Annotated in this window: 19 protein-coding genes; 11 read left to right on the top strand and 8 right to left on the bottom strand. The window is 74.4% G+C overall.

Annotation, left to right across the window (positions count from 1 at the left end; translation table 11 throughout):
- Nucleotides 1–29: 29 nt before the first annotated feature.
- The 3 genes from ACIBCA_RS08145 to ACIBCA_RS08135 all read right to left on the bottom strand — a co-directional run bounded on the left by ACIBCA_RS08145 (nt 30) and on the right by ACIBCA_RS08135 (nt 3,848).
- Nucleotides 30–935, bottom strand: coding sequence for a homoserine O-succinyltransferase (locus ACIBCA_RS08145; RefSeq protein ID WP_396282016.1), 906 nt, complete (start codon nt 933–935; stop codon nt 30–32).
- 147 nt (nt 936–1,082) lie between these two features.
- Nucleotides 1,083–2,432 carry an aspartate aminotransferase family protein gene (locus tag ACIBCA_RS08140; RefSeq protein ID WP_396282015.1) on the bottom strand — a complete coding sequence of 450 codons (1,350 nt, stop codon included), beginning with the start codon at nt 2,430–2,432 and terminating at the stop codon, nt 1,083–1,085.
- A 102-nt stretch (nt 2,433–2,534) separates the two neighbouring features.
- Entirely contained in the window at nt 2,535–3,848 is a 1,314-nt protein-coding gene (locus tag ACIBCA_RS08135) for a lysine N(6)-hydroxylase/L-ornithine N(5)-oxygenase family protein (RefSeq protein ID WP_396282014.1), read from the bottom strand.
- 428 nt (nt 3,849–4,276) lie between these two features.
- On the opposite strand from ACIBCA_RS08135, the gene ACIBCA_RS08130 reads away from it, so the two are divergent.
- Nucleotides 4,277–5,257, top strand: a complete 981-nt coding sequence (locus ACIBCA_RS08130) for a LuxR C-terminal-related transcriptional regulator (protein WP_396282013.1) — start codon at nt 4,277–4,279, stop codon at nt 5,255–5,257.
- Here ACIBCA_RS08130 and ACIBCA_RS08125 read toward each other — a convergent pair.
- Both ACIBCA_RS08125 and ACIBCA_RS08120 read right to left on the bottom strand, forming a co-directional pair.
- Complete coding sequence (locus ACIBCA_RS08125) at nt 5,254–8,292, bottom strand: AAA family ATPase (protein WP_396282012.1); 3,039 nt, start codon at nt 8,290–8,292, stop codon at nt 5,254–5,256. The genes ACIBCA_RS08130 and ACIBCA_RS08125 overlap by 4 nt on opposite strands.
- Nucleotides 8,289–9,458: an exonuclease SbcCD subunit D gene (locus tag ACIBCA_RS08120; protein WP_396282011.1), complete on the bottom strand. Its 1,170-nt coding sequence runs from the start codon at nt 9,456–9,458 to the stop codon at nt 8,289–8,291. The genes ACIBCA_RS08125 and ACIBCA_RS08120 overlap by 4 nt, the downstream gene beginning before the upstream one ends.
- A gap of 1,806 nt (nt 9,459–11,264) precedes the next feature.
- On the opposite strand from ACIBCA_RS08120, the gene ACIBCA_RS08115 reads away from it, so the two are divergent.
- The 3 genes from ACIBCA_RS08115 (at nt 11,265) to ACIBCA_RS08105 (ending at nt 14,394) form a co-directional block, all read left to right on the top strand.
- Nucleotides 11,265–12,197: a hypothetical protein gene (locus tag ACIBCA_RS08115; RefSeq protein WP_396282010.1), complete on the top strand. Its 933-nt coding sequence runs from the start codon at nt 11,265–11,267 to the stop codon at nt 12,195–12,197.
- A gap of 404 nt (nt 12,198–12,601) precedes the next feature.
- Nucleotides 12,602–13,210 carry a hypothetical protein gene (locus tag ACIBCA_RS08110; protein WP_396282009.1) on the top strand — a complete coding sequence of 203 codons (609 nt, stop codon included), beginning with the start codon at nt 12,602–12,604 and terminating at the stop codon, nt 13,208–13,210.
- A gap of 386 nt (nt 13,211–13,596) precedes the next feature.
- Nucleotides 13,597–14,394: an SGNH/GDSL hydrolase family protein gene (locus tag ACIBCA_RS08105; protein WP_396282008.1), complete on the top strand. Its 798-nt coding sequence runs from the start codon at nt 13,597–13,599 to the stop codon at nt 14,392–14,394.
- A gap of 82 nt (nt 14,395–14,476) precedes the next feature.
- Here the strand turns inward: ACIBCA_RS08105 and ACIBCA_RS08100 are convergent, their stop codons facing one another.
- Entirely contained in the window at nt 14,477–15,400 is a 924-nt protein-coding gene (locus ACIBCA_RS08100; RefSeq protein ID WP_396282007.1) for a nitroreductase/quinone reductase family protein, read from the bottom strand.
- Between the two features lie 280 nt (nt 15,401–15,680).
- Between ACIBCA_RS08100 and ACIBCA_RS08095 the strand changes: the two genes are divergently transcribed.
- Complete coding sequence (locus tag ACIBCA_RS08095; protein WP_396282006.1) at nt 15,681–15,884, top strand: hypothetical protein; 204 nt, start codon at nt 15,681–15,683, stop codon at nt 15,882–15,884.
- A gap of 90 nt (nt 15,885–15,974) precedes the next feature.
- Here the strand turns inward: ACIBCA_RS08095 and ACIBCA_RS08090 are convergent, their stop codons facing one another.
- Together ACIBCA_RS08090 and ACIBCA_RS08085 are read right to left on the bottom strand one after the other, a co-directional pair.
- Complete coding sequence (locus ACIBCA_RS08090; protein ID WP_396282005.1) at nt 15,975–17,126, bottom strand: polysaccharide deacetylase family protein; 1,152 nt, start codon at nt 17,124–17,126, stop codon at nt 15,975–15,977.
- Between the two features lie 162 nt (nt 17,127–17,288).
- On the bottom strand, nt 17,289–19,115 hold the full coding sequence (locus tag ACIBCA_RS08085; RefSeq protein WP_396282004.1) for an AMP-dependent synthetase/ligase: 1,827 nt from the start codon (nt 19,113–19,115) through the stop codon (nt 17,289–17,291).
- Between the two features lie 499 nt (nt 19,116–19,614).
- Here ACIBCA_RS08085 and ACIBCA_RS08080 point away from each other — a divergent pair, with 499 nt between their 5' ends.
- From ACIBCA_RS08080 to ACIBCA_RS08055, 6 genes are all read left to right on the top strand, one after another.
- Nucleotides 19,615–22,530 (top strand): nitrate- and nitrite sensing domain-containing protein, encoded by a 2,916-nt coding sequence (locus ACIBCA_RS08080; protein WP_396282003.1) that lies wholly within the window; start codon nt 19,615–19,617, stop codon nt 22,528–22,530.
- Entirely contained in the window at nt 22,527–22,946 is a 420-nt protein-coding gene (locus ACIBCA_RS08075) for a roadblock/LC7 domain-containing protein (RefSeq protein WP_396282002.1), read from the top strand. The genes ACIBCA_RS08080 and ACIBCA_RS08075 overlap by 4 nt, the downstream gene beginning before the upstream one ends.
- A 278-nt stretch (nt 22,947–23,224) precedes the next feature.
- Nucleotides 23,225–23,554 carry a DUF742 domain-containing protein gene (locus ACIBCA_RS08070; protein WP_396282393.1) on the top strand — a complete coding sequence of 110 codons (330 nt, stop codon included), beginning with the start codon at nt 23,225–23,227 and terminating at the stop codon, nt 23,552–23,554.
- Nucleotides 23,535–24,170 (top strand): GTP-binding protein, encoded by a 636-nt coding sequence (locus tag ACIBCA_RS08065; RefSeq protein ID WP_396282001.1) that lies wholly within the window; start codon nt 23,535–23,537, stop codon nt 24,168–24,170. Before ACIBCA_RS08070 ends, ACIBCA_RS08065 begins: the two co-directional genes overlap by 20 nt.
- Before the next feature lie 255 nt (nt 24,171–24,425).
- Nucleotides 24,426–24,551 carry a hypothetical protein gene (locus tag ACIBCA_RS08060; RefSeq protein WP_396282000.1) on the top strand — a complete coding sequence of 42 codons (126 nt, stop codon included), beginning with the start codon at nt 24,426–24,428 and terminating at the stop codon, nt 24,549–24,551.
- Nucleotides 24,552–25,095: 544 nt separating this feature from the next.
- Nucleotides 25,096–25,839 (top strand): winged helix-turn-helix domain-containing protein, encoded by a 744-nt coding sequence (locus tag ACIBCA_RS08055; RefSeq protein WP_396281999.1) that lies wholly within the window; start codon nt 25,096–25,098, stop codon nt 25,837–25,839.
- Nucleotides 25,840–25,844: the final 5 nt, after the last annotated feature.

The raw sequence follows: 25,844 nt of genomic DNA, 5'->3' as shown, positions 1-25,844 counted from the left end.
CAACTGGGCTGCGATCAACTGGGCTGCGATCAACTGGACTTCGGCGCCCGGGACCTGTGCGGCAGGACGTGGTTGTTCAGCCAGTTGGCGTAGAGCAGCCGGCCGTGCGCGCCCCAGTTGCGGACGGGGGCGGCCTTCGGGTCGCCGCCGGGGTAGTAGCCCGGCGGGACGTGCATCGGCAGGCCCTTGGCCACGTCGCGCTCGTACTGGGCGTGCAGCGTGAGGTGGTCGTACTCGGGGTGGCCGGAGCAGTAGAACTCGGTGCCGTCGCGCCGCCCGGACAGGTAGACGCCCGACTCGGGGGACTCGGCGAGGATCTCCAGCTCGGCCACGGCCGCGAGGTCGGCGCGCTCGGTGTCGGTGTAGCGGGACATCGGCACGTGGAAGCCCTCGTCGAAGCCGGCCAGCAGCGGCGCCAGCGGATCGGGCGTCGACTGCGGGAAGTTGCCGAACAGCTTGGCGCCGAGGTCGCGCTTGGGGATGCCGTGGCGGTGGTACAGCGCGGCCTGCGCGGCCCAGCAGATGTACATCGTGGACGTCACGTTGGTGCGCGCCCAGTCCATGACGCGGCGCAGCTCGTCCCAGTAGGTGACCTGCTCGAAGGGCAGGTGCTCGACCGGGGCGCCGGTGACCAGCATGGCGTCGAAGCGGCGCCCGGCCACCTCGGCGTGGGTTTGGTAGTGCTCGGCGAGGTAGCTCTCCGGCGTGCTCTTCGAGACGTGGTCGGCCGGGCGCAGCAGGGTCGGGCGTACGGGCAGCGGCGAGACGGAGAGCAGGCGCAGCAGCTGGGTCTCGGTGACGGGCTTGTCGGGCATGACGTTGAAGATCGCGACGTCCAGGACCTCGGCGCCGGCCGGGGCCGCGTCCAGGACGGGGATGTTCTCCTTGGCCAGCTGCTCCTTGGCCGGGATGGGCGTGGGCAGGATGAGGGGCATCGCGGTGGGCTCCTGTTGAGGCGTGCGGGAGGCATGCGGAGGCATGCGGTAGGCGTGCGGAGGCGTGCGGGAGGAGGGCGCGGGGCGGCCCGGGTCGGCTCCGGGGGCCGCCCCGCACCCGGTTCGGGGGATCTCTCGGTGAGGGGGCTAGGCGGTGAGGCGCGCGAAGACCCGGTCGAGGACGTCGGCGGCGAAGTCGGCCTCCGCCTCGGAGAGGGTCAGCGGGGGCAGCAGCCGCACCACGCAGTCGTCCCGGCCGCCGAGTTCGAGGATCAGGCCCTCCTCCAGGGCGGCGCTCTGCACCTGCTTGGCCAGGCCGGAGGCGCGCTCGCCGGTGGCCGGGTCGGTGAGCTCGATGCCGAGCATCAGGCCCAGCCCGCGGACGTCCGACACCCAGGCGCAGCGCTCCTGCAGGGCGGTGAAACGGTTCATCAGCTGGGCGCCGCGCTCGCGGACGTTCTCCAGGACGCCGTCGCGGCGGATCACCCGGATCGCCTCGGCGCCGGTGGCGAAGGCGAGCTGGTTGCCGCGGAAGGTGCCGCTGTGGGCGCCGGGCGCCCAGGTGTCCAGCCGCTGGTGGTAGAGGATGACGGCGGCCGGCAGGCCCATGCCGCTCAGCGCCTTGGAGGCGACGACGACGTCCGGCTCGATGCCGTACTGCTCGAAGGCGAACCAGGTGCCGGTGCGCCCGCAGCCGCTCTGCACCTCGTCGACGATCAGCGGGATGTCCAGCTCCGCCGTGACGGCGCGCAGCCGGCGCACGAACTCCAGGCGGGCCGGGACGACGCCGCCCTCGCCCTGGATGAGCTCGAGGATGACGGCGGCCGGCTTGGCGATCCCGCCGTTGGGGTCCTTGAGCGACTTCTCCAGGTAGGTCGCGCAGTTGGTGGAGCAGCTGTCGGGGCGCAGGCCCAACGGGCAGTCGTGGCAGGCCGAGTAGGGGAAGAAGTGCACCCCGGGCAGGCCGTTGGCGATCGGGGCCTTCTGCTCGACCAGGCCCGTCAGGGCCATGGCGGCGTGGGTGCTGCCGTGGAAGCCGCCCTGGAAGGAGACGATGTCGCCGCGGCCGGTGTAGGTCTTGCAGAGCTTGATCGCGGCGTCGACGGCGTTGGCGCCGGTGGGGCCGCAGAACTGGATGCGGGTGCTCTCGCGCATCGCGGGGGGCAGCATGGAGAACTGCTGCTCGGTGAAGTCGTCCTTGGGGCCGGTCGGCAGGTCGAGGCCGTGGACGAAGGTCTTCAGCTGGCGTTCGGCCACGGCGACGAGGTCCGGGTGGCTGTGGCCGAGGGAGAGGACGCCGGCGCCGGAGAGGCAGTCGAGGAAGACGTTGCCGTCGAGGTCCTCGATCAGGCTGCCTTGGGCGCGGGCGACGGCGATCGGCAGGCGGCGCGGGTAGCTGCGGGCGTTGGACTCGCGGTCGGCCTGGCGCTTGAGGAGCTCGCTGCTGCGGGGGCCGGGGATCGCGGTGCGGACGTGCGGGGTCAGGGTCGCTGACACACCTGGCTCCAATCGTGGTGTGGTGGGAGGGGTGTGGCGGGAGGGGTGTGGCGGGAGGGGTGTGGCGGGAGGTGCGAGGTGCGCGTCTGGTTTTCTTGAAGTTCAGCGGGCCAGGGCCTCGGCGCCCCGGCCTTCGAAGCCGCCGTGCTTGACCAGGCCGTCGAGGAGGGTCTGGGCGCGCAGCGACAGCAGGCTGAACGAGCCGGCGTCGCCGATGCCGTGGGAGGACTCGCACAGGCCGTTGAGGAACAGCGGCGGGGTGCCGGCGTGTTCGGGCCGGGCCTCGAGGGCGTAGTCCGAGGTGACGTGCAGGGCGCCGGAGGGCTCGGTGCGGAAGCGGTCCGCAATGCCGGTGAGCACCTTCGGGTGGAGCTCCTGGTCCGGGCCGGGGCCCAGGTCGCGGAAGCCGGTGGCGATGACGACCAGGTCGAAGTGGTCGGTCTCGACGGCGCCGGTGTTGACCTCGGTGATGTCCAGGGCGACGCGCTCGCCCTCCTCGCGCACGGCGCCGACCTGGCGGTTGCCGTCGACGAACACCCGCTGGTCGCCGTCGAGGCGCTGCTCGTAGACGAGCATGTAGAGGTCGCGCAGCACGTCGCCGTCCACGGCGGAGTAGTTGGTGCCGTGGAGGTAGGCGTCGAGGCGGCGGCGGGCGGCGGGGTCGGCCTGGACGTAGTAGTCGGTGAAGGCCGGGAAGTAGCCCTCCTCGCTGAACGGGCTGGTGTCCTTGAGCTTGAGGCCGAAGGCCCGCACCAGGTTGCGCACCCGGGCGCGGGGGAAGCGGTGGGCGAGGTCGAGGGTCAGTTCGGCGGCGCTCTGGCTGCCGCCGATGACGGCCACCGACTCGGGGGCCCGCTGCGCGGTGAACTCCTCGAGCCGGAACAGGTAGTCGGTGAGGTGGAAGACGCGCCGGCCGGGGTGGGAGGCGAACGGCTCCGGGACGAACGGTGTGCGGCCGGGGCCGACGACCAGGGTGCGGCCGAGGTAGACCTCGCCGGTGGAGGCCGTCACCTCGTAGAGCGACTCGCCCTCGCGCTCGACCACGGCGACGCGCTCGGCCCGGCGGCCGTAGTCCACCACGTCGTCGAAGTGACGGGCCACCCACGTGATGTAGCGGGCGTACTCCTTGCGCAGCGGGAACTCCGCCGGGAGGTTGAGGTGTTCGATCATGCGACCGTGCTCGAACAGGTAATTGAGGAAGGAGTAGCGGCTGCGCGGGTTGCGCAGCGAGACGAGGTCCCGGCAGGGGTGGTTCTGGATGTCGGAACCGTCCAGCAGCATGCCGGGCTGCCAGGCCGGTTCGTCCCTGGATTCCAGGAACTTCGCCGAAAGCGTGGACTCCTGTTCCTCGCGGGCGATCGCCAGGGCCAGGTTCGCCGGTCCGAAACCGATTCCGAGGATGTCGTAGGGCTGCATGAATCGACCTCTCCATTCGATGTGACCGTGCCTGCGGGTGTGCTTTTCCCCGGGATTCGACCCCGGGTGGCCTGGAGCTCAGGCGCCGCCGGCTCCCTGGGCGGGGGCCCGCTCGGCGACGGCCGGGGTGGGGGAGCCCCAGGCGGAGTCGGCACGCACCGTCGAATGGCCAGGGTGAATTCCCGGCGATGCTGCCGTGGAAATTCCGAGCAGGGTTGTGAAAACGGCCACGGTGATGGCCTGAAGTGCGCGGTCGGGTATTTCTCGCGGCTTGAACACGTCATTCTCCGGAGCGATCGGCAAGCAATTCATCGGTGACTTCATCCTGCCCCAGGCCCCTCGCATCCGGAGGAGGTAGCATGATTCACATTAATGATTTGCATGTTCATGCGGGAGGGGCAATGTGCACAAGTGGGAACAATTCGGACATGTTGTCCGGGTTGCCCGAACTCTGCTCCGAGGGCCTGGCCAGATACCGCGAAGCCGTCCACCGCGGCAACCTGCCGGCCGCCATCGTCACCCCGTGCCTCAGAACCCTCGGCCTGATGGTCCCGGCCTCCGTCGAACCCGACCCCGACACCTACGTCCCGGTGCCGCCCGAACTCGTCACCTCCCGACTGGTGCGCCCCATCGAGGAACTGATCGACGAACAGCGCACCGCCGCCGAGGCCGTCCGCCGCCTCCTCGTCCCCGCCACCGCCTTCTACGCGGGCGCGATGCAGCAGCAGCAGGAGTGGCTGACCGTCCTCACCGGCGAACGCCTCATCAGCGAGGCCCTCGCCCAGTCCGTCGCCTCCTGCCGCGAGGAACTCCTCACCGCCCAGCCCGGCGGCGGACGCTCGGCCGAACTCCTCGCCGAAGCCCTCGAACGCGACCTGCCACTGCTGCGCTCCGGCGTACGGCAGCGCACCCTCTACCAGCACTCCGTGCGCTACCACCCGCCGACCCTCGACTACGTCGAGCGGATCAGCGCCGCCGGGGCCGAGGTGCGCACCCTCGACGAGCTCTTCGAACGGCTGATCATCTGCGACGACCAGGTCGCCTACCTGCCCGGCGCGGGCGACCGCAGGGTCTCCGCGATCGAGGTCCGGCACCCGGCCGTGATCGCCTTCCTGCGCAAGGTCTTCGAGAGCAGCTGGGACCGGGCCGTCCCGCTGCCGGAGGCCAAACGGGACGGGCCCAGCCAGCCCCGGATCGCCTCCGAGGTCGAACAGGTCGTCATCCGGATGCTCATCTCCGGGCACACCGACGACTCCATCGCCCGCCGGCTCGGCGTCAGCCGCCGCACCGCCGCCGAGCACGTGCGCCGGCTCTCCTCCCGGCTCGGCAGCACCAGCCGCGCCCAGCTCGGCTACCTGCTGGCGACCTCGGGCATGGTGGCGGCGACGGCGCGGCGGGAGGCCGTTTAGGCGTTCTCGCGGGCCGCCAGGGCGAGGGTGGAGCCGTGGCGGCCCTTGCGGACCAGCAGTTGGGCGGGGATGCGGCTGCGCAGGTCGGCGACGTGGCTGACGATGCCGACCGCGCGGTCGCGCTCGCGCAGCCCGTCGAGGACGTCCATCACCTCTTCCAGCGACTGCTCGTCCAGCGTGCCGAAGCCCTCGTCGATGAACAGGGTGTCCAGCGGCATGCCGCCCGCCTCGTCCGTCACCACGTCGGCCAGGCCCAGGGCGAGGGAGAGCGAGGCGAAGAAGCCCTCGCCGCCGGAGAGCGTGGCCGTGTCCCGCTCGGTGCCCGTCCAGGCGTCGACCACCCGCAGCGCCAGGCCCGAGCGCTTGTTGCCGCCGCCCCGGTCGTCGCTGTGCACCAGGGTGTAGCGGCCTCCCGACATCCGCACCAGTCGGGCACTGGCCGCCGCCGCCACCTGCTCCAGGCGGGCCGCCAGGACGTACGACTCCAGGCGCATCCGCAGCCGGTTCTCCGTCGAGGTGCCGGCCGCCAGCGCGGCGAGGCGGTTGATCCGCTCGAAGCGTTCCAGGGCCGGGCCCAACTCGGCCGCCAGTGCGTTCAGTTGCCGGCCGATCCCGGCCAGCGCCGCGCGGCGCTCCGCCGCCGCCGAGCGGGCGGCGTGCGCCCGGCCGAGGCCCTCGGTGGCCGCTGCCAGGGCCGCCGCTGCGGCGGGCAGGTCCGCGGGCTCGTGGGCCGCCGCCTCGGCCAGTTCGGGCAGCGCCAGCTCGCGGCGGACGGCGGCGCTCTCCTCGCGGTGCCGGGCCAGCCGGGCCTCCAGGCGCTCGCGCTCCTCGCGGGGCAGCAGCACGGCCAGTGCCGAGGCCGCGTCCGGGAAACCCTCGGCGGCCGCGGCCTTGGCCAGTTCGTCCTGTGCCTCCTCCAGGCGGGCCAGGGCCTGGGCACCGGCCTGGGCGGACCTGGCCGCCGCCGAGACCAGCTCGGCGCGGGCGGCCAGCGCCGCCGCGCGCTCGGCCACCGAGGCGGACTCGCCCCGGGCCGCCGCCACCCGGCCCTCCAGCTCCGAGCGCTCCTCCTCCAGCTTGCGCAGCCGGTCGGTGAGGACGGCCGCGTGCTCCTCGGCCCCCCTCAACTCCTCCTGGCGGCGCGTGCGTTCCCGCGTCAGGCGGCCGATCTCCCGCTCGACGCGGACCAGGGCCTCCGCCGCGTGCCGCGCCTCGCGGTGCTCGCGCTCCAACTCCTCCAGGGCGTCGGCGAGTTGCCGCGTTTCCTCCGGCCCGGCCGTGCCCGCGGCCGTCGCCTCGCGCACCCGCAGTGCCGTCAGCGCCTCGTCGGCCCGCCGCCAGGCCCGCTCGGCCGCGTCCCTGACACCGGCCGCCCGTTCCTCGTCCTCGGCGGTGATCCGGCCGCCGGCCGACGCCTCGGCGGGCGCCGGATGCTCCGGCGAACCGCACACCCGGCACGCCTCGCCCGCACGCAGTCGCTCCGCCAACTCGGCGGCCATGCCCGCCAGTCGGCGGTCGCGCAGGTCGAGGCAGTGCTCGCGGGCGTCCAGGGCGGCCGAGCGCAGAGCCGCCGCCCGGGGCTCCTCGGCGCCGATCCGCGCCCGGAGGGCGTCCCGCTCGCGGGCGGCGGCCAGCCGGGTGCCCAACTCCTCGCGCCGGGCGTCCAGCCGGTCCACCCGGGCGCTCGCCTCCAGCGCCCCGGAACGGTCGGCCTCCAGCCGGGACAGCTCACCCTCGAACTCGGCGAGCCAGTCCTGCGCCTCCTCCGTCAGCTCCTCCGCGCGGCGCCGATCGGCCGTCAACGAGTGTTCGTCGCGGTCGAGCCGGGCGCAGCGGTACTCCTCCTCGCGTGCCGCCTCCAGGCGGACGACCTCCGCACGCAACTCCTGCTCCAGCGCGGCCAGTTCCTCGGGCGAGGCCCGGGTGTCGTCCAGTGCGGCACGGCAGCGGCGCTCGGCCTCCGCCGCGCGCTCCCACGCCTCGGCCGCACCCTCGCGCAGCCGCAGCGCCGACTCCACCCCCACCGCCCGCAGGGCCTCGGCCAGCCGCAGGCCGTCCCGCTCCGCCGCGGGCTCGAACTCCGCCAGCCGGCGCGCCTGTTGCAGCGCCTGCCCGTGACGGCGCTGGCGGGCGGCCAACTGCTCCGCCGCCTCCCGCCCGCGCTGGGCGTCGCGCTGACGGGCCTCGGCGCCCTCCAACGCGGCCTCGGCCACCGACAGTTGCTCGGACGCCTCGCTGCGCAGCACCGCCGCCCAGGCGAGCACGGAGGTGACGTCCTCCTGCTGCTCCCCCTGCTGTCCCTCGGTGAGCGGCTCGGCGCCCCCGCCCCCGTCCCTGCCCCCGCCCCAGCCCTTGCCCGCCGCCTGTTCGGCCCTGCTCGCGAGGTCCCGCAGCCGGGCCCGGCCCGTCTGTACGGACGCCTCCTGGGTGCGCCGCTGCTCGGCCAGCCAGGATTCGACGTGCTGGAAGCGCTCGGTGTCGAACAGCCGCCGCAGCAGCTTGCCGCGCTCCTCGGAGTCCGCCTTCAGGAAGCGCGCGAAATCACCCTGGGGGAGCAGCACCACCTGGCAGAACTGGTCCCGGTTCATGCCGATCAGCCGGTGGATCTCCTCCCCGGCCTCCTGGTGCGACTTGCTGACCGCCCGCCAGCCCGGCACCCCCTCGCCCGCGTCCTCCACCCAGGCGCGCAGCAGCGTCTGCGCCCGCTCGACCGTCGTGCCCGAACCGACCTTCTTCGGCCGGCGCTGCTCGGGCAGCCGCACGACCTCCAGGCGCCGCCCGCCCAGCGTCAGCTCCAGGCGCACCTCGGTCAGGTGCCGCGGATCGGCGTGGTCGCTGCGCAGCCGGCTCGCCCGGCGGGTGCCCGGAGGCTCCCCGTAGAGGGCGAAGCAGACCGCGTCCAGCACGCTGCTCTTGCCCGCGCCCGTCGCGCCGCGCAGCAGGAACAGCCCGCCGGCGGCGAGCGCGTCGAAGTCCACCGTCTCGGTGCCCGCGAACGGGCCGAAGGCGGTCACCGTCAGCCTGTGCAGCCTCATCGCGGCAGCTCCGCCTTCCGCTCGCCGGACTCCCGCACGCTCTCGAACCCGTCGCGCAGCCAGCCGAGCTCCTCCGCGCCCGGCTCCGCGCCCGGGCGCACGTGCCGCAGGAAGCCCTCGGCGATCTCCAGGTCCGCCCGTCCGCTCACCCGCGCGGCGTACGAGCGGACGGGCTCGGCCTCGGAGCCCTGCGGGTCGAAGAGCAGTTGCAGGGTGTGCGGGAAGCGGCGGCGCAGCTTCTCCATCGGCTCGGCGGGGCGGACCGGGTCGGTGAGGGTGGCCTGGACCCAGGACCGCTCGTGCTCCTCGTACCGCTCGTCGGTGAGCAGGGCGTCGAGGGTGTCCCTGAGCGGGGCCAGGGGGCGCGGCTGCGGGCAGTCGACCCGCTCGGCGGTGACCGTGCCGTCGGCGGCGAGGTCGACCAGCCACATCGTCTTGCGCTGGTCGGCCTCGGAGAAGGAGTAGGCGAGCGGCGAGCCGCTGTAGCGCAGGTGCGGGGCGAGGGTCTGGCAGCCGTGCAGATGGCCCAGCGCGGCGTAGTTCACGCCGTCGAAGACGGAGGCGGGCACGGCGGCCACCCCGCCCACCGCGATGTCCCGCTCGCTGTCGCTCGGGGCGCCGCCGGTCACGAAGGCGTGCGCCAGCACCACGGCCCGGGTGCCCTCGGGGCGGGCCGCGAGATCCTCCCGCACCCGGTCCATCGCCGCTCCCAGCACCGCCGCGTGGCCGCCCTTCGCCAGGCCGAACCGCTCGCGCACCAGCGTCGGCTCCAGGTACGGCAGGCCGTACACGGCCACCGGGCCGTGCGCGTCCTCCAGCACGACGGGCACGGCGCACTCGCCCGGGTCCGTCCGCAGGTGGATGCCCGCGCGGCCGATCAGCCCGGCACCGACGCCCAGACGGCGGGCCGAGTCGTGGTTGCCGCTGATGAACACCGTCGGCACGCCGAGCGCCGCCAGCCGGTGCAGCACGTCGTCGAACAGCTCGACCGCGTCCAGCCCCGGCAGCGCCCGGTCGTACACGTCCCCGGCGACGAGCACCGCCTCCACGCCCTCGGACCGGACCACCTCCACCAGGTGGTCCAGGAACGCGCGCTGGGCGTCGTGCAGGCTCTCCCGGTGGAACGATCGCCCGAGGTGCCAGTCGGAGGTGTGCAACAGCCGCATGGTCCCCGACCCTAACCCCCACCACCGACACCCCCACCCACCTCACACCCACCTCCCACCCCCGGCCCCGCCGGGGGCCGCCCCGCGGGGGCCTGCGGGCCTGGGCCCGCCCTGCGGCTTGTAGGGCCGCCGCGCCTCCGGCCCGGCCTGTTCGCCGTCTGCCCCGCCTCCGGCCCGCTGGGCGGCGTCGCTCGCGGCACGCCCACCGGCTTCGCCGGGGCCTGCGGGCGCGGGGGTTGTTGTCCGTCTCACGGCCGGTGGGGCCGCCGGGTTTCCGGCCTGACCTGTTCAGTCGCCCGCCGCGCCTCCAGGCACGCGCCTGGGCTGCTCCGGTCGCCGCACGCCCATCGGCTTCGCCGGGGGCGCGCCGCTGGGGCCTTCGGCCCGGCGGGCTTGGGCCTGTCTGGCGGCTTGTTGGGCCGCCGGTTTTTCGGCCCGGTCTGTTCAGTCGCCCGCCGCGCCTCCAGGCACGCGCCTGGGCTGCTCCGGTCGTCGCACGCCCGCCGGCTTCGCCGGGGGCCGCCCCGCTGGGGCCTGCGGCCCGGCGGGCTTGGGCCTGTCTGGCGGCTTGTTGGGCCGCCGGGTTTTCGGCCCGGTCTGTTCCGCCGCCTGCCCCGCCTTCAGCACGCGCCTGGGCTGCCCTGCCCGCCGCGCGCCCGCCGGCTTCGCCGGGGTCTGTGGGACGGGGGCCGGTTTCCGTCTCACGGACGATGGGGTTGCCGGGGTTCCGGCCCGGCCTGTTCAGTCGCCCGCCGCGCCTCCGGTATGCCTGGGCGATCCCGCCGGCCTCGCGCCCGTCGGCCTCTCGCCCGTCGGCTCCGCCGGGGCCTGCGGGCCGAGTCCGCCTCACGGCCAGCGGGGCCGCCCGGGTTTTCGGCCTGGCCTGTTCAGTCGCCTGCCCCGTCTCCGGCACGCGCCTGGGCTGCCTCGCTCGCCGCATGCCCGCCGGCTTCGCCGGGGTCTGCGGGACGGGGGCTGGTGTCCGCTTCGTGGCCGCCGGGGTTTCCGGGTTTCCGGGCCGGCCCGTTCAGCCGCCGCCGCGCCTCCGGCACGCTGGGCGGCGTCGCTCGCGGCACGCCCGCCGGCTTCGCCGGGGGCCGGCCCGCCGGGGCCTGCGGCCCGGCGGGCTTGGGCCTGCCTGGCGGCTTGTTGGGCCGCCGGGTTTTCGGCCTGGCTTGTTCCGCTGTTTGCCGTGCCTCCGGCACGCGCCTGGGCTGCTTCGCCCCGCCGCATGCCCGCTGGCTTCGCCGGGGCCTGCGGGACGGGGGCTGGTGTCCGCTTCGTGGCCAGCGGGTTTCCGGGCTGGCCCCGTTCAGTCGCCCGCCGCGCGTTCGGCGCGGCTGGTGGGCCCCGCCCGACTCGGCGTCCGCCAGGGCGCCGGCGCTCAGGGCGCGCTCCGGCTTCTGCCCGGGCTGTCCCTCCCGGGGCCGGGAGGGGCCGATCCTGCGGGCGCGGGCCGGCTTCCGCGGCCGGGTGTTCGATTACTGGGGGTCGATTGTCAGTGGCTCTGTGTATGTTCCTCCACGTCGGCGGCTCTGTGGGGCGGGGCGGTCGGCTTCTGTCGGTGCTGGATGGAACGGACAAACGGGAGGAAGCATGACCGTGCGGGAGATGTGTTCGGGGTCGGAGAGCGGGCGGTGGCGGGTGCTGCTGGCCGCGTGTCGGGCCGGGGGTGGCGGGGTGTCGTCCGGTGAGGGCGGTGGGTCGGCCTCGTCCGGGGGCGGCCGGTCTGGCGGGCGTGCGGGTGGGCCCGGGGCCGGGCGGCGGCGGGACGGGCGGGCCAGGGGTGCACCGCCGCCGCAGCCGGTGGCGGTCGCGCTCGCGGTCGGGGCGGCCGACTTCGCGGGGCTGGCGCGGTACGGGCTGTTCGGCTCGCTGCGGCACCGGGAGTACCTGCGGCGGGCGGAGGAGCAGCTCAGGGCCCTGCACGGGCAGGGCCTCGAGGTGCACCTGCGGGTGATGGAGGCGGGGGACTACGAGGACTACTGCGACGCCCTCGGCCTGGACCCCCGGCTGCCGGCCGCCCGCGTCGCGTACGCGGGCGATCCGGAGCTGGCCGGGGAGCCGTTCGTCTACACGGGGGAGCGGCTGGCCGACCTGGCCCCGGCGTTGCTGGACGACCACCGGGCGCGGGTGCGGATGTCCGTGGCCTGCGCGGCCCTGCTGGACGCCATCGGGGACGACCTGGCCGGGCAGCGCCGGCTGGCGGCGGTGATGCGGTACGTGACGGCCGTCTACCTCGCCCTGGGCGAGGGCGCGGGGGAGGGGTGCCATCTGCTGACCCTGCGGTGCCACGGGCCCGGGGAGGGCGAGGAGCTGACGTCGGCGGTGGACGTCCGCGTCGAGGCGGGGGCCGCGCACCCCGGAGGTCGGGACGCCGAGGCGTTCTGCGTCACCCTCGCGGCGGGGGTGGCCGCGGGCGGCGAGGGCGCCGTGCTGCTGCACGGCGACCCGTCGACGGGGCCGCTGGTGCTCGGCTGGGCACTGACCGGGGGCCGGCTGCGGCCGATGACGGCCCACGAGGTGTTCGACGAGCTGGCGGACGACGCCGAGCGGGGCCTGCCGTTCCCGCCGGGGATGGTGCCGCGGCCGGGCTTCCCGCTGCCGGGGCCGCCGCCCGGCCCGGCGTCCGGCCCGGAGTCCGGCTCGGAGTCGGGCCCGCCGCCCGGCCCGGCGTCCGCGCCGCCGTCCGGGCCGTCGTTCCCGGGCCCCCGGGACGGGGGTGGGCCCCTGGGGTGAGTGAACCTGCGGAGGATGCTCACGGGCTCCGCGTCCGCCATGCGGCGCTGGGGACTGTTCATCGACCGCCTGTTCGGGGAAGATTTCGGAGAAGATCAACAGCAGGAGCGCGCGGTGCCCCACGCCGCCGCTCCGGCCGCTCCGCTCCGTACCGAACCCCGCAGGTCGACCCCTCGCGCCACCGGTCCGGCGAGCCCGACACCGAGAGGGGGACGCATGAGCGAGCGGCGTCGGCTCGCCGCCGGGACCCGCACCGCCGGAGCGCGCGCCGGGTCGGGTGCCGGGGTGGGTGCCGCAGCGGGAGCGTCTGCCGGGCGGTCCGCGTTCCCCGGGCCCGGGGCCTGCCGGTGTGCGTCGCCTCGGTCCGCGTCGCCCCGATCGGAGCCCAGCAGAGGAGCGGGCTCATGAGCCCGATCGAGTACAGCGCGGAGGTCGCCGAGCTCCTCGGCCGGGTGCGGCGGCGCCCCACCGCGGGCTGGCCGTGGCGGCCGGGCGAGCCGGTGCCCTCCGGACTGCCCGTGAAGCAGTCCTGGGGCTGGCTGTTCGCGCCGGACGGGCGGGTGCTGACGCTGGTCAACCCCCGGGACGGGATCTGCTCGCTGCCCGGCGGCTCCCTGGAACCGGAGGACGCGGGCGACCCCGGCGCGGCCCTGGCCAGGGAGGCGGCCGAGGAGGCGCAGGCCCTCATCGGCACGCCCTACTACCTCGGCTACCTCTACGACCGGGTCGGCTCGGCCAACGGCGGGCACGAGTGCGCACGGGTGCGGATGGCGGCGGCGCTGCGCTCGGTCGGCCCGAGCGCGGCCGACCCCGCCTCGGGCCGGCACTACCGGCGGCTGCTGGTCGCGCCGGGGCTGGCGGTCGAGCTGCTGGGCTGGGGCGTGCCCGGGCTGCGCCAGGCGAGGGTGGCGGTGGCGGCGGCCGTCCAGCGGCTCGGCGTGCCCGCGGCGGCGAACGAGGCGATCGAGGAACTGCCGCTCGCGGGCTGCACCGTCTTCCCCGGTTCGGTGTAGGGCCCACCCGGCCGGGAACGGCCGTCGTCCGTCCGCCGCCGTCCGCCGTCCGACGAGAACCCGAGGACGCGCCCTGATCGGGCCTCCCGGCCCTCGGCCGCCCGGCGCGGCCCCGCGCCGAAGTTGACGGAGCGTTGACTTCCACCCGGCGCCCCGTTGACCTCCGGCTGACACCTCGCTGACAACTGTTCGGATTCTCATCTACGCGCGGTGAGCGGCGGGCGTCGGCGCACACCCGCGCTGAGCTGCGGCGATGGGCGCCCCTTGGTGCGGGGTTCACTTCCGTGTTGTCAGACGGCCCGTCAATATCCTTGGCATGACCGCTTCCCGTGTCACCCGCCTCCTGCTATCACTTCTGTGACCCGTGTCACTGCCTCGGAGGTGTCATGTTCCGCCCGTCCCGCGCCCTGTCCGTCTCCGCCATAGCGGCCACCCTCGCCATGACGACGCTGTTCGCCGCTTCGGAGGCGAACGCCGCCGGTGCCAACTACGTGGCGCTCGGCGACTCGTACTCCGCCGGTGTCGGTGCCGGCAGCTACCTGAGCGACAGCGGCAGCTGCAAGAGAAGCACCAACTCCTACGCGTACCTGTGGAAGAACGCGCACTCGCCGTCCTCGTTCAAGTTCGTAGCCTGTTCCGGCGCGAAGACCGGTGACGTCCTCAACAACCAGATCTCCTCGCTGAGTTCCAGCACCTCGCTGGTCAGCATCAGCATCGGCGGCAACGACGCGGGCTTCGCCAGCACCATGCAGACCTGCGTCCTCGGCTCGGACAGCGACTGCCTCAACGCGGTCAACAACGCCGAGAACTACGCCCGCAACACCCTGCCCGGCCAGCTCGACCAGGTCTACTCCGCGATCCACGCCAAGGCGCCCAACGCCCACGTCGTGGTGCTGGGTTACCCGCACCTGTACAAGATCGGCGGCTCCTGCATCTTCGGCATCGGCGACACCAAGCGCTCCGCGATCAACGGCGCCGCCGACACCCTGGACGAGGTCATCGCCAAGCGCGTCGCCAACGCCGGCTTCAGCTTCGGTGACGTGCGCGGCATCTTCGCCGAGCACGAGATCTGCGGCTCGCTGACCACCTGGCTGAACAGCACCACCCTCCCGATCGACGAGAGCTACCACCCGAAGGCCTCCGGCCAGGCGGGCGGCTACCTGCCGGTCTTCACCGCCTCCTGACAAGGAACCGCGGACCCCTGGGTGCCGCCGTCCCCTCCCGCTGCGGGAGGGGACGGCGGCACCCGCCGTTCGCGGAGGGGCATCAGCCCCCGGCGGGCGGCACGGGCGGCACGGGCGGCACGGGCGGGAACGGCACGGCGGCGAGGGCGGGCAGCAACTGCGCCTCCTCGTAGGCGAGGTGGGCCTCCAGCTCGGCGGACATCCGGTCCAGCTCCGCCCGCAGCCGCTCGGGCTCGGCGCTCCCGGCGTCGGCGAGCAGGGCCACCAGCTCCTCCCTGATCCGCCCGATGGCCCGGTGCTCCTCGCCGAGCCGCTCGATCACACCGCGCAGCTGCGGGTGGCTGCGGGCCACCGCGGGCAGGACGGCGGCGTCCTCACCGGTGTGGTGGTGTGCCAGGCCCTGGCAGAACGCCAGGCAGTGCTGGCGCAGCTGGAACCCGAGGCCGACCGCCCGGCCCGGTTGGAGGGCCTGCGCCTCCTCCCGGACGTGGCGCAGCTGGGCACGCAGCCAGGTGTGCGCCTCCAGGAGCCGGTCGGCGAGGGTGCGTACGGGCGGTGCGTCGACGTCGGCGGCCTGCGGGCGTTCCAGGACGACGACGGGCAGTTGTCGTTCGGTCGCCGCCTGGTAGTCCCCGTACCCGGGGGCGCGGCGTACGATAGCCTCGAAGAGGCTCTCCCGCTCTTCGCCCTCGGCCGGGACGGCGATGGCGTCGAAGGCGTCGGCGCCCAGTTCGACCCGGACGACGGGATGGGCGAGCAGGTTGCGGTACCACTGCGGATGTTCGGGCGCCCCGCCCGCCGAGGCGACGACGAGCAGCAGCCCCCGCGCCTCGACGTAGCCGAGCGGCACGGTGTGCGGTCGCCCGGAGCGGGCGCCGGTGGTGGTGAGCAGGAGCAGGTCCCCGCCCTCGAACGGGCCGCCGACCCGTCCGGCGTTGGCGCGGAACTCCTCGATGACGGTCTGGTTGAAGGAGGAGGGGGAAGAGGAAGAAGAGGTCATGGGCATGCGTGTGTGGTGAGTCTCCGGAAGGTTCGGGGGAGTCACGGCCGCACGCGTCGGCGCAGCGGAGGACGCGGCGCCGGTCACGGCGGCCGCGCGGGTCAGATCAGGGTGGCGGAGAAGATGCTCATCGCGCGTCGTCCCTTCGAAAAGGTTCTCGCCCGGCCACCGGCCTGCCCACTACTCTCTGGCCGGCGCCACGCTGCACGCCCTCATCAGAACAGCGCCGCGACCACACTGTCAACGCCCGCCCCGGGCCCGGGTGGTCGATCCGGACTCGGTGGGTGTGCGGATCGAGGACCGGCGCACGGCGCTTGAGGTGACGCTGTACCGGGGCGGCTGGGCGGACGTGGGCTACCTGGCCGCGCACTGGGAGCAAATGCCGCCGGAGGACGAGCTGGGTGGGCCGGTCCCCGCGAACGACATCACCGATGACGTCGACTTCGGTGCGCGCCTGAGCGGCTGGGTCGAGAAGGTCTTCGGCGTCTGAGACGTCCGAGGCATCCGAGGCGTCCCAGGCGGCTGAACGGCCGCGCCCGCGCCAGCCCTTGGGGGCGGCGCGGGCGCGGGGTGGGGTCGGTCAGCGGAGGTAGTCGGTGAGGCCGGCGGGCTTGAGGCCGGCGGCGTCGGCGGCGGCGAGGGCGCGCTGGAAGTCGGCGGTGATGGTGTCGGACCAGTGCATCAGGATGACGTCGCCGGGCTGGAGCAGGCCCGGGTGCCAGATGTTGGAGGCGCCCCAGCTGAAGTCGGCGTCGGCGGTGAGGACGGTGCGGATGCCGCAGTTGGCGGCCGCCTGGAGGGTGTCGGCGTTGGAGGCGAAGAACGGCGGGCGGAAGACGACCGGGGCGGTGCCGAAGAGGCGGGTGAGGGAGTCACGGGCGTCGCAGATCTCGACCTGCTGCTGGTCGAGCGGCAGCTTGGTGAGGTCGCTGTGGGAGACGCTGTGGTCCTGCACGGAGGAGCCGGGGACGGCGGTGACCCGCTTGAAGTAGGAGGGGTCGGCGGCGGCCGGCATCGGCAGGGGGAACGTGGTGATGGGCAGGTGGTGGTCGGCGAGGAAGGTCTCCGCGTCGGCGGGGCGGGACCAGCCGTCGTCGACGGTGAAGAAGACGACCTTGTCGCTGGTGGGGATGGACCCGGCGGCCGTGGCGGGCGCGGGCGCGGGGCCGTCCACGTGGACGTCGTCCACGGAGAAGGGGCCCTGCTGGTACCAGCCGTGGACGTAGAGCCGGATGCTGCGGGCGTTGGGCCCGGTGGTGAAGCGGGTGGTGAGCTTCTGCCAGTTGCCGCCGGTGGTCTCCGTCCAGGCGGGGGAGACGTCCTTGCCGGTGCCGGTGGCGCCGAGGTAGACGAAGCTGCCGCGCACCCAGGCCGAGGCGGTGTAGGTGGTGTTGGGCTGGACGGAGACGGTCTGGGCGCACTCGCCGGTGGAGTCGGCGTTCGCCGGGGTGACGGTGAGCGTGGAGGTGCCGGAGTGCGGGGCGGTGGTGGTGACGGCCGCCTCGGCGGGGCCGCCGGTGCAGGTCCAGCCGGGGATGCTGCCCCAGTCGGCGAGGTTGGGCGAGGGCAGTTCGAAGCCGGGGTTGGTGGCCAGGTTGACGGTCGGAGCGGCGGAGGAAGGCGCGGAAGGCGCGGCGGTGGAAGGGCTGGCCGCGAAGGCGGCGGGGCCGGTGAACCCGGTGAGCAGTGCGACGGAGGCGGCCAGCGCGGACACGCGCGAGGACACGGACACGTGAGGACTCCTGGGGTGGGGGAACGCGCCCGTGGGGTGAGCGCGGTGAGCGAAGAGCAACGATGGACTAGACCAATCGGCCCGTCAAGGGAACTCCCGGTGAACCCGCCCGGGCCGAAGTCGGCCCCAATCACCGGCAACGGCAAGGAAGCGGACGAACCGTCAGGAGGCGTACAGCTCCTCGATGTCCGCGGCGTGGTGCTGCTCGATCACCGAGCGGCGCAGCTTGAGCGAGGGCGTCACCATCCCCTGCTCCACGCTGAACTCCCGTGGCAGCAGCCGGAATGCGCGGATCGACTCGGCCCGCGACACCGCCGCGTTCGCCGCCCCCACCGCGCGCTGGATCTCCGTGTGCAGCTGCTCGTCCGCGAGCGCCGCCCAGGTGTCCAGCTGCTCGCGCCCGTGGGTCTTGAGCCAGTGCGCCAGCGCGGACGGGTCGAGGGTGATCAGCGCCGCCACGTACGGGCGGTCGTCGCCCACCACCAGGCACTGGGAGACCAGCGGATGCGCCGTGACCCGCTCCTCCAGCGCGGCGGGCGCGAGGTTCTTGCCGCTGCTGGTGACGATCAGGTCTTTCTTGCGGCCGGTGATGGTGAGGTAGCCGTCTTCGTCGAGGCGGCCGAGGTCCCCGGTGGCGAACCAGCCGTCGACCAGCGCCTCGGCCGTGCAGCGGGGGTGGTTGAGGTACCCGCCGAAGACCATCGGTCCGCGCACCCACACCTCGCCGTCGTCGGCCAGGGACACCGAGCAGCCCGGCATCGGCCGCCCGACCGTGCCGAGCTTCTGGCGCCGCACCGGGTTGGCGGCGATCGCGGCGGCGGTCTCGGTCAGCCCGAAGCCCTCGTACAGCTGGAAGCCCGCGCCGGTCAGGAACAGGCCCAGCTCGCGCCGCAGCGTGGAGCCGCCGCACATCACGGTGCGCACCTTGCCGCCGAGCGCGGCGCGCAGCCTGGGGTAGACGGTGCGCTCGTACGCGAGGTGGCGCAGCCGCAGGGCGGGGCCGGGGCCGGTGCCGCGTCCGAAGGTCTTCCGCTCGCGGGCCTCGGCCCAGTCGACGGCCACCTGCCGGGCCTGTTCGAAGAGTTCGCCGCGCCCGGCGTCCTCGGCGGCCTGCCGTGCCCGCTGGAAGACCTTCTCCAGGACGTAGGGGACGGCGTTGAGGAAGGTCGGCGCGAAGCTGGCGAGCGCGGGCATCAGCGCGTCGGCGGAGACGTCCGGGACGTGTCCGATGCGCAGGCCCCCGCGCATCGCGGCGACCTGCACCGCCCGCCCGTACACGTGCGCCAGCGGCAGGAACATCAGGGTGGAGGGCTGTTCGCCCGCGGTGTCGCGCAGGACGTCGCCCCAGCCGCCGAGCATGGCGTCGGCCTCGGCGGCCAGGTTGGCGTGGGTGATCAGGCAGCCCTTGGGGCGGCCGGTGGTGCCGGAGGTGTAGACGACGGTGGCGACGTTGCCGGGCGCGACCCCCAGGCGCTGGCGGTGGACGAGCGAGTCCGGCACGCCGACGCCGTCCTCGACGATCGCGCCCACGCAGTCGCGGTCCAGCTGCCAGATGCCGGTCAGGTCGGGCAGGGCGTCGCAGACGGCGCCGACCGTCATCGCGGCGTCCTCGTCCTCGACCAGGCAGGCCACCGCCTGGGTCTCGGCGAGGATCCAGCGCACCTGCTCGGGCGCGGAGGTGGGGTAGATCGGGACGGTGATCGCGCCGATCGACCAGAGTGCGTAGTCGAACAGCGTCCACTCGTAGCGGGTGCGGGCCATCAGGGCGACCCGGTCGCCGTAGCGCACGCCCTGGGTGAGCAGGCCCTTGGCGAGGGCGAGCACCTCGTCGCGGAACTCCCGCGCCGTCACGTCCCGCCAGGTCCCGTCCGGGCCGAGCCGGGAGAGCTGGACCAGGGCGGGGTGGCGGTCGGCGGTGTCGTAGAGGCTGTCGGCGAGTCCACCGGTGGCCTCGGGCCAGGCCGGGGCGGGGGTGGTGAACTCGCGCACGGTCCTCCTCGGTTCGCCACTTCCGCGCATGCCGGAGGTGCCCGGTCGTGCGGGTGCAGCGAAACTACCGGATCGCCCTGCCACTGCCCAGGGTTGTGACCGTGACGCGACGAGATCGGCACCGACCCGGACGAGGAGTGCCGAGGCGGGGGAGATCGGGTGGAGGCGTCACCGGGCCCTCGCTTTCGGATCTGGCCGCCCGGACGCCGCCGATCGGTGCGCAAACCGTATGAATACCGATGATTCGGGCGCCGAACGGCGATGGTCGCCCGCCGATCCTGACGTGTCCCGCGCAAGCGGAAGGAGAAGCCGAAAGAGCGGACGGATTCGACCCTCGAACGAGTGGTCAGGGCGTAGTAGAGTCGCGCAGACCCACGGCCGGGCCCCCGGCCAGGCCCGATCCGACGATCCACTCCAGCCCCACCCCAACGGCCCCCACCGCTGAAGCACCGTCCACGCCCACCGGCTCGCGCCTGGCACACTCCCGACCGAGGACTCCATGCGTCTGCGCAGCAGCTCGATCCGCGCGAAGATCATCGCGCTGCTCCTGGTGCCCATCGTCGCGCTCGTCGCCCTGTGGGCGTACGCGACCGTCGTCACCACCGGAGACGTCTGGAACCAGCTGAAGATCAGCCGTACGTACAAGGAGTTCAGCACCCCGGTCGACCAGTACGCCGCCGACCTGCAGAACGAGCGCCGCGCCGCCGTCCGGCGCCTGGCCGACCCCAACTCGCCCGTCGCCAAGGACGGCTTCGACCGCGCCAGGGCCGCCACCGACCGCAGCCTCGACGTGCTGCGGCAGAAGAAGGACAACTCCTCCGAGCAGCTCTCCCAGGGCCAGCGCGGCCGCTACCTGCAGATCATCGCCGCCGCCGACCAGCTCGGCCCGCTGCGCGCCCAGGTTGCCCGCGCCGCGCTCAACTGGGAGTTCGCACTCGTCCAGTACGGGGACCTCGTCAAACCCGTCTTCGGCTTCCGCTCCGCCTTCGTCGCCCGGCAGAGCGGCCAACTCCCGCGCCAGGGCACCATCCTGATCGAGCTCGTCCGCGCCCGCGAGTACCTCTCCCAGGAGGACGCGGCGATGGAGGGCCTGCGCACCAGCACCACCAAGCCCACCGCCGAGCAGTACCAGGTCGCACTCGACGCCCTGCACAACCAGCAGGCCCTGTTCACCGTCTACGTCGCCGAACTCGAAGCCGCCGACCAGTCCGACTACATCGCCCTGCGCGGCGGCGACGCCTGGTCCGCCCTCGCCCGCGCCGAGGCGGACTTCGTCGGCGCCGGCGGCCCCGACCGCGTCGCCCAGGCCCTCGCGGGCGACAACTGGCGCGAGACCGCCGACCGTTCCCTCGGGGACCTCAGCGCCATCAACGGCCGCATCGCCGCCGGGATCGACGAACGCCAGAACGCCGCCTCCATGTCCGCCCTGCTGCGCGGCGGCATCGCCGGCGCCGTCGGCCTCGTCGCCGTCGTGCTGTCCATCGTCATCTCCCTGCGGATCGGCCGGGGTCTGGCCCGCGAACTCATCGGCCTGCGCAACGCGGCCAACGAACTCGCGAGCACCCGGCTGCCGTCCGTCATGCTGCGCCTGCGCAAGGGCGAGGCCGTCGACGTGGCCGCCGAGGCACCCGAACTCCACTTCGGGGACGCGGAGATCGGCCAGGTCGGCCAGGCGTTCAACGCCGTCCAGCGCGCCGCCGTCGAGGCCGCCGTCGAACAGGCCGACCTCAGACGCGGCGTCTCCGCCGTCTTCGTCAACCTCGCCCGGCGCAGCCAGGTGCTGCTCCACCGCCAGCTCACCCTCCTCGACACCATGGAGCGCCGCACCGAGAACCCGGCGGAGCTGGAGGACCTCTTCAAGGTCGACCACCTCACCACCCGCATGCGCCGTCACGCCGAGGGCCTGATCATCCTCGCGGGCGGCTCGCCCGGGCGCGCCTGGCGCAAGCCCGTGCGGATGGTCGACGTGGTGCGCGCGGCGGTCGGCGAGGTCGAGGACTACGCCCGCGTCACCGTGCGGCCCTTCCCCGGCACCGGGCTGCTCGGCAGCGCCGTCGCCGACGTCACCCACCTGGTGGCCGAACTCGTCGAGAACGCCGCCGTGTTCTCCCCGCCCAGCACCCAGGTCACCGTCCAGGGCGAGGTGGTGGCGCACGGCTTCGCGCTGGAGATCGACGACCGGGGGCTCGGGCTGAGCGAGCAGCTGCTCGCCGAGATCAACGAACGCCTCGCCGTGGAGCAGGAGTTCGACCTCGCCGACACCGACCGCCTGGGCCTGTTCGTGGTCAGCCGGCTCGCGCGGCGGCACGGCATCCGCGTCCACCTGCGGCCCTCGCCGTTCGGGGGGACGACGGCGGTCGTGCTCATCCCGCGCGAGCTGCTCGCGGAGGCGCCGGACGGGCGGGCGGAGCCGCCGGGGGCCGAGGGGGCCTCGGGCGGGCGGCGCGGGCAGCGGGAGCTGGTGGCGGTGCCGGGGGCGGCTGCGGAGAGCGGTTCGGCGGGGCGTACGCGCAGTGGCGCGGCCGGCTCGGGTAGCTCGGGCAGCGGGGACGGCAGTGGCAGTGGCAGTGGGAGCGGCAGCGGGGGCAGGCACCGGGTGGCCGGTGGGCCCCGGCCGTCCGCGCCGGAGAGCGGGCGGACGGCGGGCGGGCTGCCGCGCCGGGCCGCGCGCGGGCGGGGCGGGCCGACGCTGGTCCCCACCTCGGACGGTGTGCCGGTCGGGCTGAACGGTGCGAACGGCTCGTCCGGGGCGGGCAGGCACCGGCGGTCGGAGGAGGCCGTGACGGGCTCCCCGGTGCCCGTGGACGACGCCGCGCTCGCGTCCACGCCCGTGTCCGCGCCTGTGTCCACGCCCGTGTCCGCATCCCGGACGGAGGGTGGGCTGCCCCGGCGCGTCCGGCAGGCGAACCTGGCGCCGCAGCTCAAGGAGCAGCGGGCGGAACGATTCCGCAGCGGTGGTGGTGGCGGCGAGCCCGAGGGCGGCCCGGCCGACGCGACCGACGGAGCGGAGACGCGGGAGCGCTCGCCGGAGGAGGCACGGGCGACCTTCGCCTCCTTCCAGCGCGGCTTCACCCGTGGGCGCGGCGCCACCGTGCCGTCCGCACCCGCACCCGCACCCGCACCCAGCCCCGCTCCCGTCCCGGCCTGGCAGCCGCCCGACACCTCACGGCGCGCGATCAGCCCCGCGCCCGCCCCGGCCGCACTGTCCGCCCCCACGGACGGCGCGGGCGCCAACGCGGCCCTGGCCCGCCGGGTGCCGCCCGGCCCGCCCGCCGTACCGCTGCGCCCGGGCGGCCCCGGGCCGTTCACGACTCCCGCAACACCGGCTCCATCCTCAACATCCTCAACACCCTCAATGCCCTCGGCACCGGCTTCACCCGCACCACCCGCTCCAGCGGAAGGAACTGACTCATGACCACTTCGACGCAGCCGCCCGGCGACCTCAACTGGCTCCTGGACGACCTGGTCGGACGCGTGGCGGCGCTGCGGCACGCGGTGATCCTCTCCAACGACGGCCTGGCCACCGGCGCCTCCCGCGACCTCGACCGCGAGGACGCCGAGCACCTGGCCGCCGTCGCGGCCGGCTTCCACAGCCTGGCCAAGGGCGCCGGCGGGCACTTCAAGGTCGGCGGCGTCCGCCAGACCATGGTGGAGCTGGACGAAGCCTTCCTGTTCATCACAGCCGCCGGCGACGGCAGCTGTCTGGCCGTACTGAGCGAGGCCGAGGCGGACATCGGCCAGATCGCCTACGAGATGGCGCTGCTGGTCAAGCGGGTCGGCGAGCACATGGCCGCCGAGCCGCGCACCGAAGCCGCGCCGCCCGGGAGGTAAGCGGTCCGATGGCGGATTCGAACGGCGAGACGGACGGGCCCCAGGTGCCGGTCATACGGGTGGTACCCGACCTACCGGACGGGCCGGACGGGCCGGACGCACGGGACGTCCCGGAGGTCCCGGACGTGCCCGGTGTTCCGGACGGGCCGGCCGCGGCGGCGGTGTTCGGGGAGCCGGCGGAGGACGACGACCCCGAGGTCGACCTCTTCCGCCCGCGCGCCCCGGTCGAAACACACTGGTTCGACGACGAGGCCGGCCCGGTCGTGCGGCTCTACTCGATGACCAGGGGCCGCACCCGGCCCGTCGAGGAGGGCCTGTTCGACCTGATCTCGCTGATCACCGCCGTCGAGCCCGGCCCCGCGGCCGGGGCCGTGCCCGCCCACGTCCTCGACCCGGAGCACCAGACCATCCTGGCCTGGTGCCGCCGCGAGCCGTTGTCCGTCGCCGAGCTGGGCTCGTACACCGACCTGCCGGTCAGTGTCGTACGGGTCCTGCTCGGCGACCTCTACGACGCGGACCTCATCAGCGTCACCCGACCCGTCCCGCTCGCCGAACTGCCCGACGAGCGACTGCTGCGAGACGTGATCAATGGACTCCGTGCGCTCTGACCAGGCCCGCTCTGACCAGACCCCCGCCACCGGCCCCCGCTGGCGGGGCGGCCCGGCCGCCGCCGTGAAGATCCTGGTCGCCGGGGGTTTCGGCGCGGGCAAGACCACCCTGGTCGGGGCGGTCAGCGAGATCCGCCCGCTGCGCACCGAGGAGGAGCTGAGCGAACTCGGCCGCCCGGTCGACGACACCTCGGGCGTGGAGACCAAGCGCACCACGACGGTGGCGATGGACTTCGGCCGGATCGACCTCAACGCCGGCGTCGCCCTCTACCTGTTCGGCACGCCCGGGCAGGACCGGTTCTGGTTCGTCTGGGACGAGCTGGCCCGGGGTGCGCTCGGCGCGGTCGTGATCGCCGACACCCGGCGGCTCGCCGACTGCTTCCCCTCCGTGGACTTCTTCGAACAGCGCGGCATCCCGTTCGTCGTCGCGGTCAACTGCTTCGACGGCGCCGAGCGGTTCGCCCCCGAGGAGGTCCGCGACGCGCTCGACCTCGACCCCGCGATCCCCGTCGTGCTCTGCGACGCGCGGCAGCGGGAGGACGGCAAGGAGGTGCTGGTCACCCTGGTCGAGCACGCCGCCGTGAACCGCCGTCGCGCCGCCCACGCGCGGGCCTGACCTGCGGTCATATCCTCACCGTCTCATTCCGGCGTCCACATTCCGGACGCTCGGCGTCCGGAAGGTTGCCTAGACCGGCCCGGCCGTGGAAGGCTCTGTCGACGAAGGCCGCCCCCGGCCGTGCCGTGGGGAGGGTCGCGCTCCCAGGGCGTGGCCGACCGGACTTCGACGAACCGGTGAGGCGACGCCGGCGCGCACCCCGTCGGGGTGGCCGCCGCGCGGACCGAGGGCAGGACGAAGGGGGAGGGCAGCAGGATGACCGTCGACCGACGACGCGAGACCGTCGCACCCGCACCCGAGATGTCCGCCGCCGTAGCCCCGGTGCTCACCGTCCGCCGCTACATCGACCACGCGCTGATCTGCAGCGCCTGTTGTCGCTGACCGGCCGACCCCATCCCCGCGGTACGTCCTAGGCGCCGAACTCCTTCCGGCGCCCTGCGACCTGCCGCCGATCCCGTCGACCAGGCCGTGGCGGACGTGTCGGACCAGCCGCCGACGCGTCCGCGGCCTTCCCGTAACCGGCCCCGCCTAGCGGAGAAACCACCAGTGAACAACGCCTGCTCCAGACCCGCCGCCCCCGGCACCGCCCGCCGCCGACCCCGCACACCCGGACGGCCGGCCCCCGCGATGCCCGTCGGCGACCGGCCCGGTCGCTCGCACGCCCACTGGCCCGGCCGGACGAGCGGGTGCGGACGCCACGCCCCGGTGCGCGGCGGCTCCGGCCGCACGGGCCTGACGGACCTCGAGCCGTTCTGGCCCTCGCGGCAGCCGCACCTGTTCGACCAGACGTGTCCGGGCTCGCCCGGCGCGTCCCGGCCCTCCGCCCGCTGACTCGGTCTCACCTCCGAGCCTGCACCCGCGGAACAGCCCGGTCGACGCGCAGACGACTCCACCCCGTCCGTCACGCGCGAAATGAGCGGTCACCATGTCTTCCTCCTCCACGGCCACCCTCCCCCTGCCCGCCGCGACCCCGCACCTGCGCGCGGTCCGGTCCTTCCCCAACGTCCTCCCCTCCGGCGGCGCGGTGCCGCAGGCCGGGCGCGGCCTGCCCAACTCCCATGCAGGGCACGGCCGTCCGGCTTCCGGCCCGGCTGCTCCCGCTGCGCCCGTCGTTCCCTCCGTGCCCTCCGTGCCGGTCGTGCCCGCCGCGCCGCAGGCGCTGCTCGCCGCGCTGCCGGAGGGGGCGACCGTCGTCGCGGCCCTGCCGCAGGGTGCGCTGCCGCAGGGTCTGCTCGCCCAGTACGGCGGGCAGTTCACCGGCGCGGCCGGCCAGCCGATGGTCGGGTACCTGGTGCTGGTGCCGGCCGAGAGCCCGGCCGCCGTGGCTCCGGCCCCGGCTCCTGCGGCTCAGGCGGCGGCGCCGCGCCCGGTGCGTCCGGTCGGGCGCGGCATCACCGTCGACACCGAGCGGCGCAACGCCTACGTCGACGGGCGGCTGCTCGACCTCACGTACCTGGAGTTCGAGCTGCTCTCCCACCTCACCGAGCACCCGCAGCGGGTGCACACCCGGGACCACCTGGTCTCGGCGGTGTGGGGGTACGGGCACGTCGGCGACGGCCGTACGGTCGACGTGCACGTCGCCCGGCTGCGGCGCAAGCTCGGCGCGGCCTACCGCGACAGCATCGTGACGGTCCGCCGGGTCGGCTACAAGTACACCCCGGCGAGCTGACCGGC

This window comes from Kitasatospora sp. NPDC051170, from assembly GCF_044455705.1.
Classification (GTDB): domain Bacteria; phylum Actinomycetota; class Actinomycetes; order Streptomycetales; family Streptomycetaceae; genus Kitasatospora.
This window is presented reverse-complemented; position numbering and strand designations above follow the sequence as displayed.

Excerpts from the sequence above, each read along its gene's own strand:
- ACIBCA_RS08145 (WP_396282016.1), bottom strand. The coding sequence starts at position 935 with ATGCCCCTCATCCTGCCCACGCCCATCCCGGCCAAGGAGCAGCTGGCC.
- ACIBCA_RS08135 (WP_396282014.1), bottom strand. The coding sequence starts at position 3,848 with ATGCAGCCCTACGACATCCTCGGAATCGGTTTCGGACCGGCGAACCTG.
- ACIBCA_RS08130 (WP_396282013.1), top strand. The coding sequence starts at position 4,277 with ATGTTGTCCGGGTTGCCCGAACTCTGCTCCGAGGGCCTGGCCAGATAC.
- ACIBCA_RS08125 (WP_396282012.1), bottom strand. The coding sequence starts at position 8,292 with ATGAGGCTGCACAGGCTGACGGTGACCGCCTTCGGCCCGTTCGCGGGC.
- ACIBCA_RS08120 (WP_396282011.1), bottom strand. The coding sequence starts at position 9,458 with ATGCGGCTGTTGCACACCTCCGACTGGCACCTCGGGCGATCGTTCCAC.
- ACIBCA_RS08110 (WP_396282009.1), top strand. The coding sequence starts at position 12,602 with ATGAGCCCGATCGAGTACAGCGCGGAGGTCGCCGAGCTCCTCGGCCGG.
- ACIBCA_RS08105 (WP_396282008.1), top strand. The coding sequence starts at position 13,597 with ATGTTCCGCCCGTCCCGCGCCCTGTCCGTCTCCGCCATAGCGGCCACC.
- ACIBCA_RS08100 (WP_396282007.1), bottom strand. The coding sequence starts at position 15,400 with ATGCCCATGACCTCTTCTTCCTCTTCCCCCTCCTCCTTCAACCAGACC.
- ACIBCA_RS08080 (WP_396282003.1), top strand. The coding sequence starts at position 19,615 with ATGCGTCTGCGCAGCAGCTCGATCCGCGCGAAGATCATCGCGCTGCTC.
- ACIBCA_RS08075 (WP_396282002.1), top strand. The coding sequence starts at position 22,527 with ATGACCACTTCGACGCAGCCGCCCGGCGACCTCAACTGGCTCCTGGAC.
- ACIBCA_RS08070 (WP_396282393.1), top strand. The coding sequence starts at position 23,225 with ATGACCAGGGGCCGCACCCGGCCCGTCGAGGAGGGCCTGTTCGACCTG.
- ACIBCA_RS08065 (WP_396282001.1), top strand. The coding sequence starts at position 23,535 with ATGGACTCCGTGCGCTCTGACCAGGCCCGCTCTGACCAGACCCCCGCC.
- ACIBCA_RS08060 (WP_396282000.1), top strand. The coding sequence starts at position 24,426 with ATGACCGTCGACCGACGACGCGAGACCGTCGCACCCGCACCCGAGATG.
- ACIBCA_RS08055 (WP_396281999.1), top strand. The coding sequence starts at position 25,096 with ATGTCTTCCTCCTCCACGGCCACCCTCCCCCTGCCCGCCGCGACCCCG.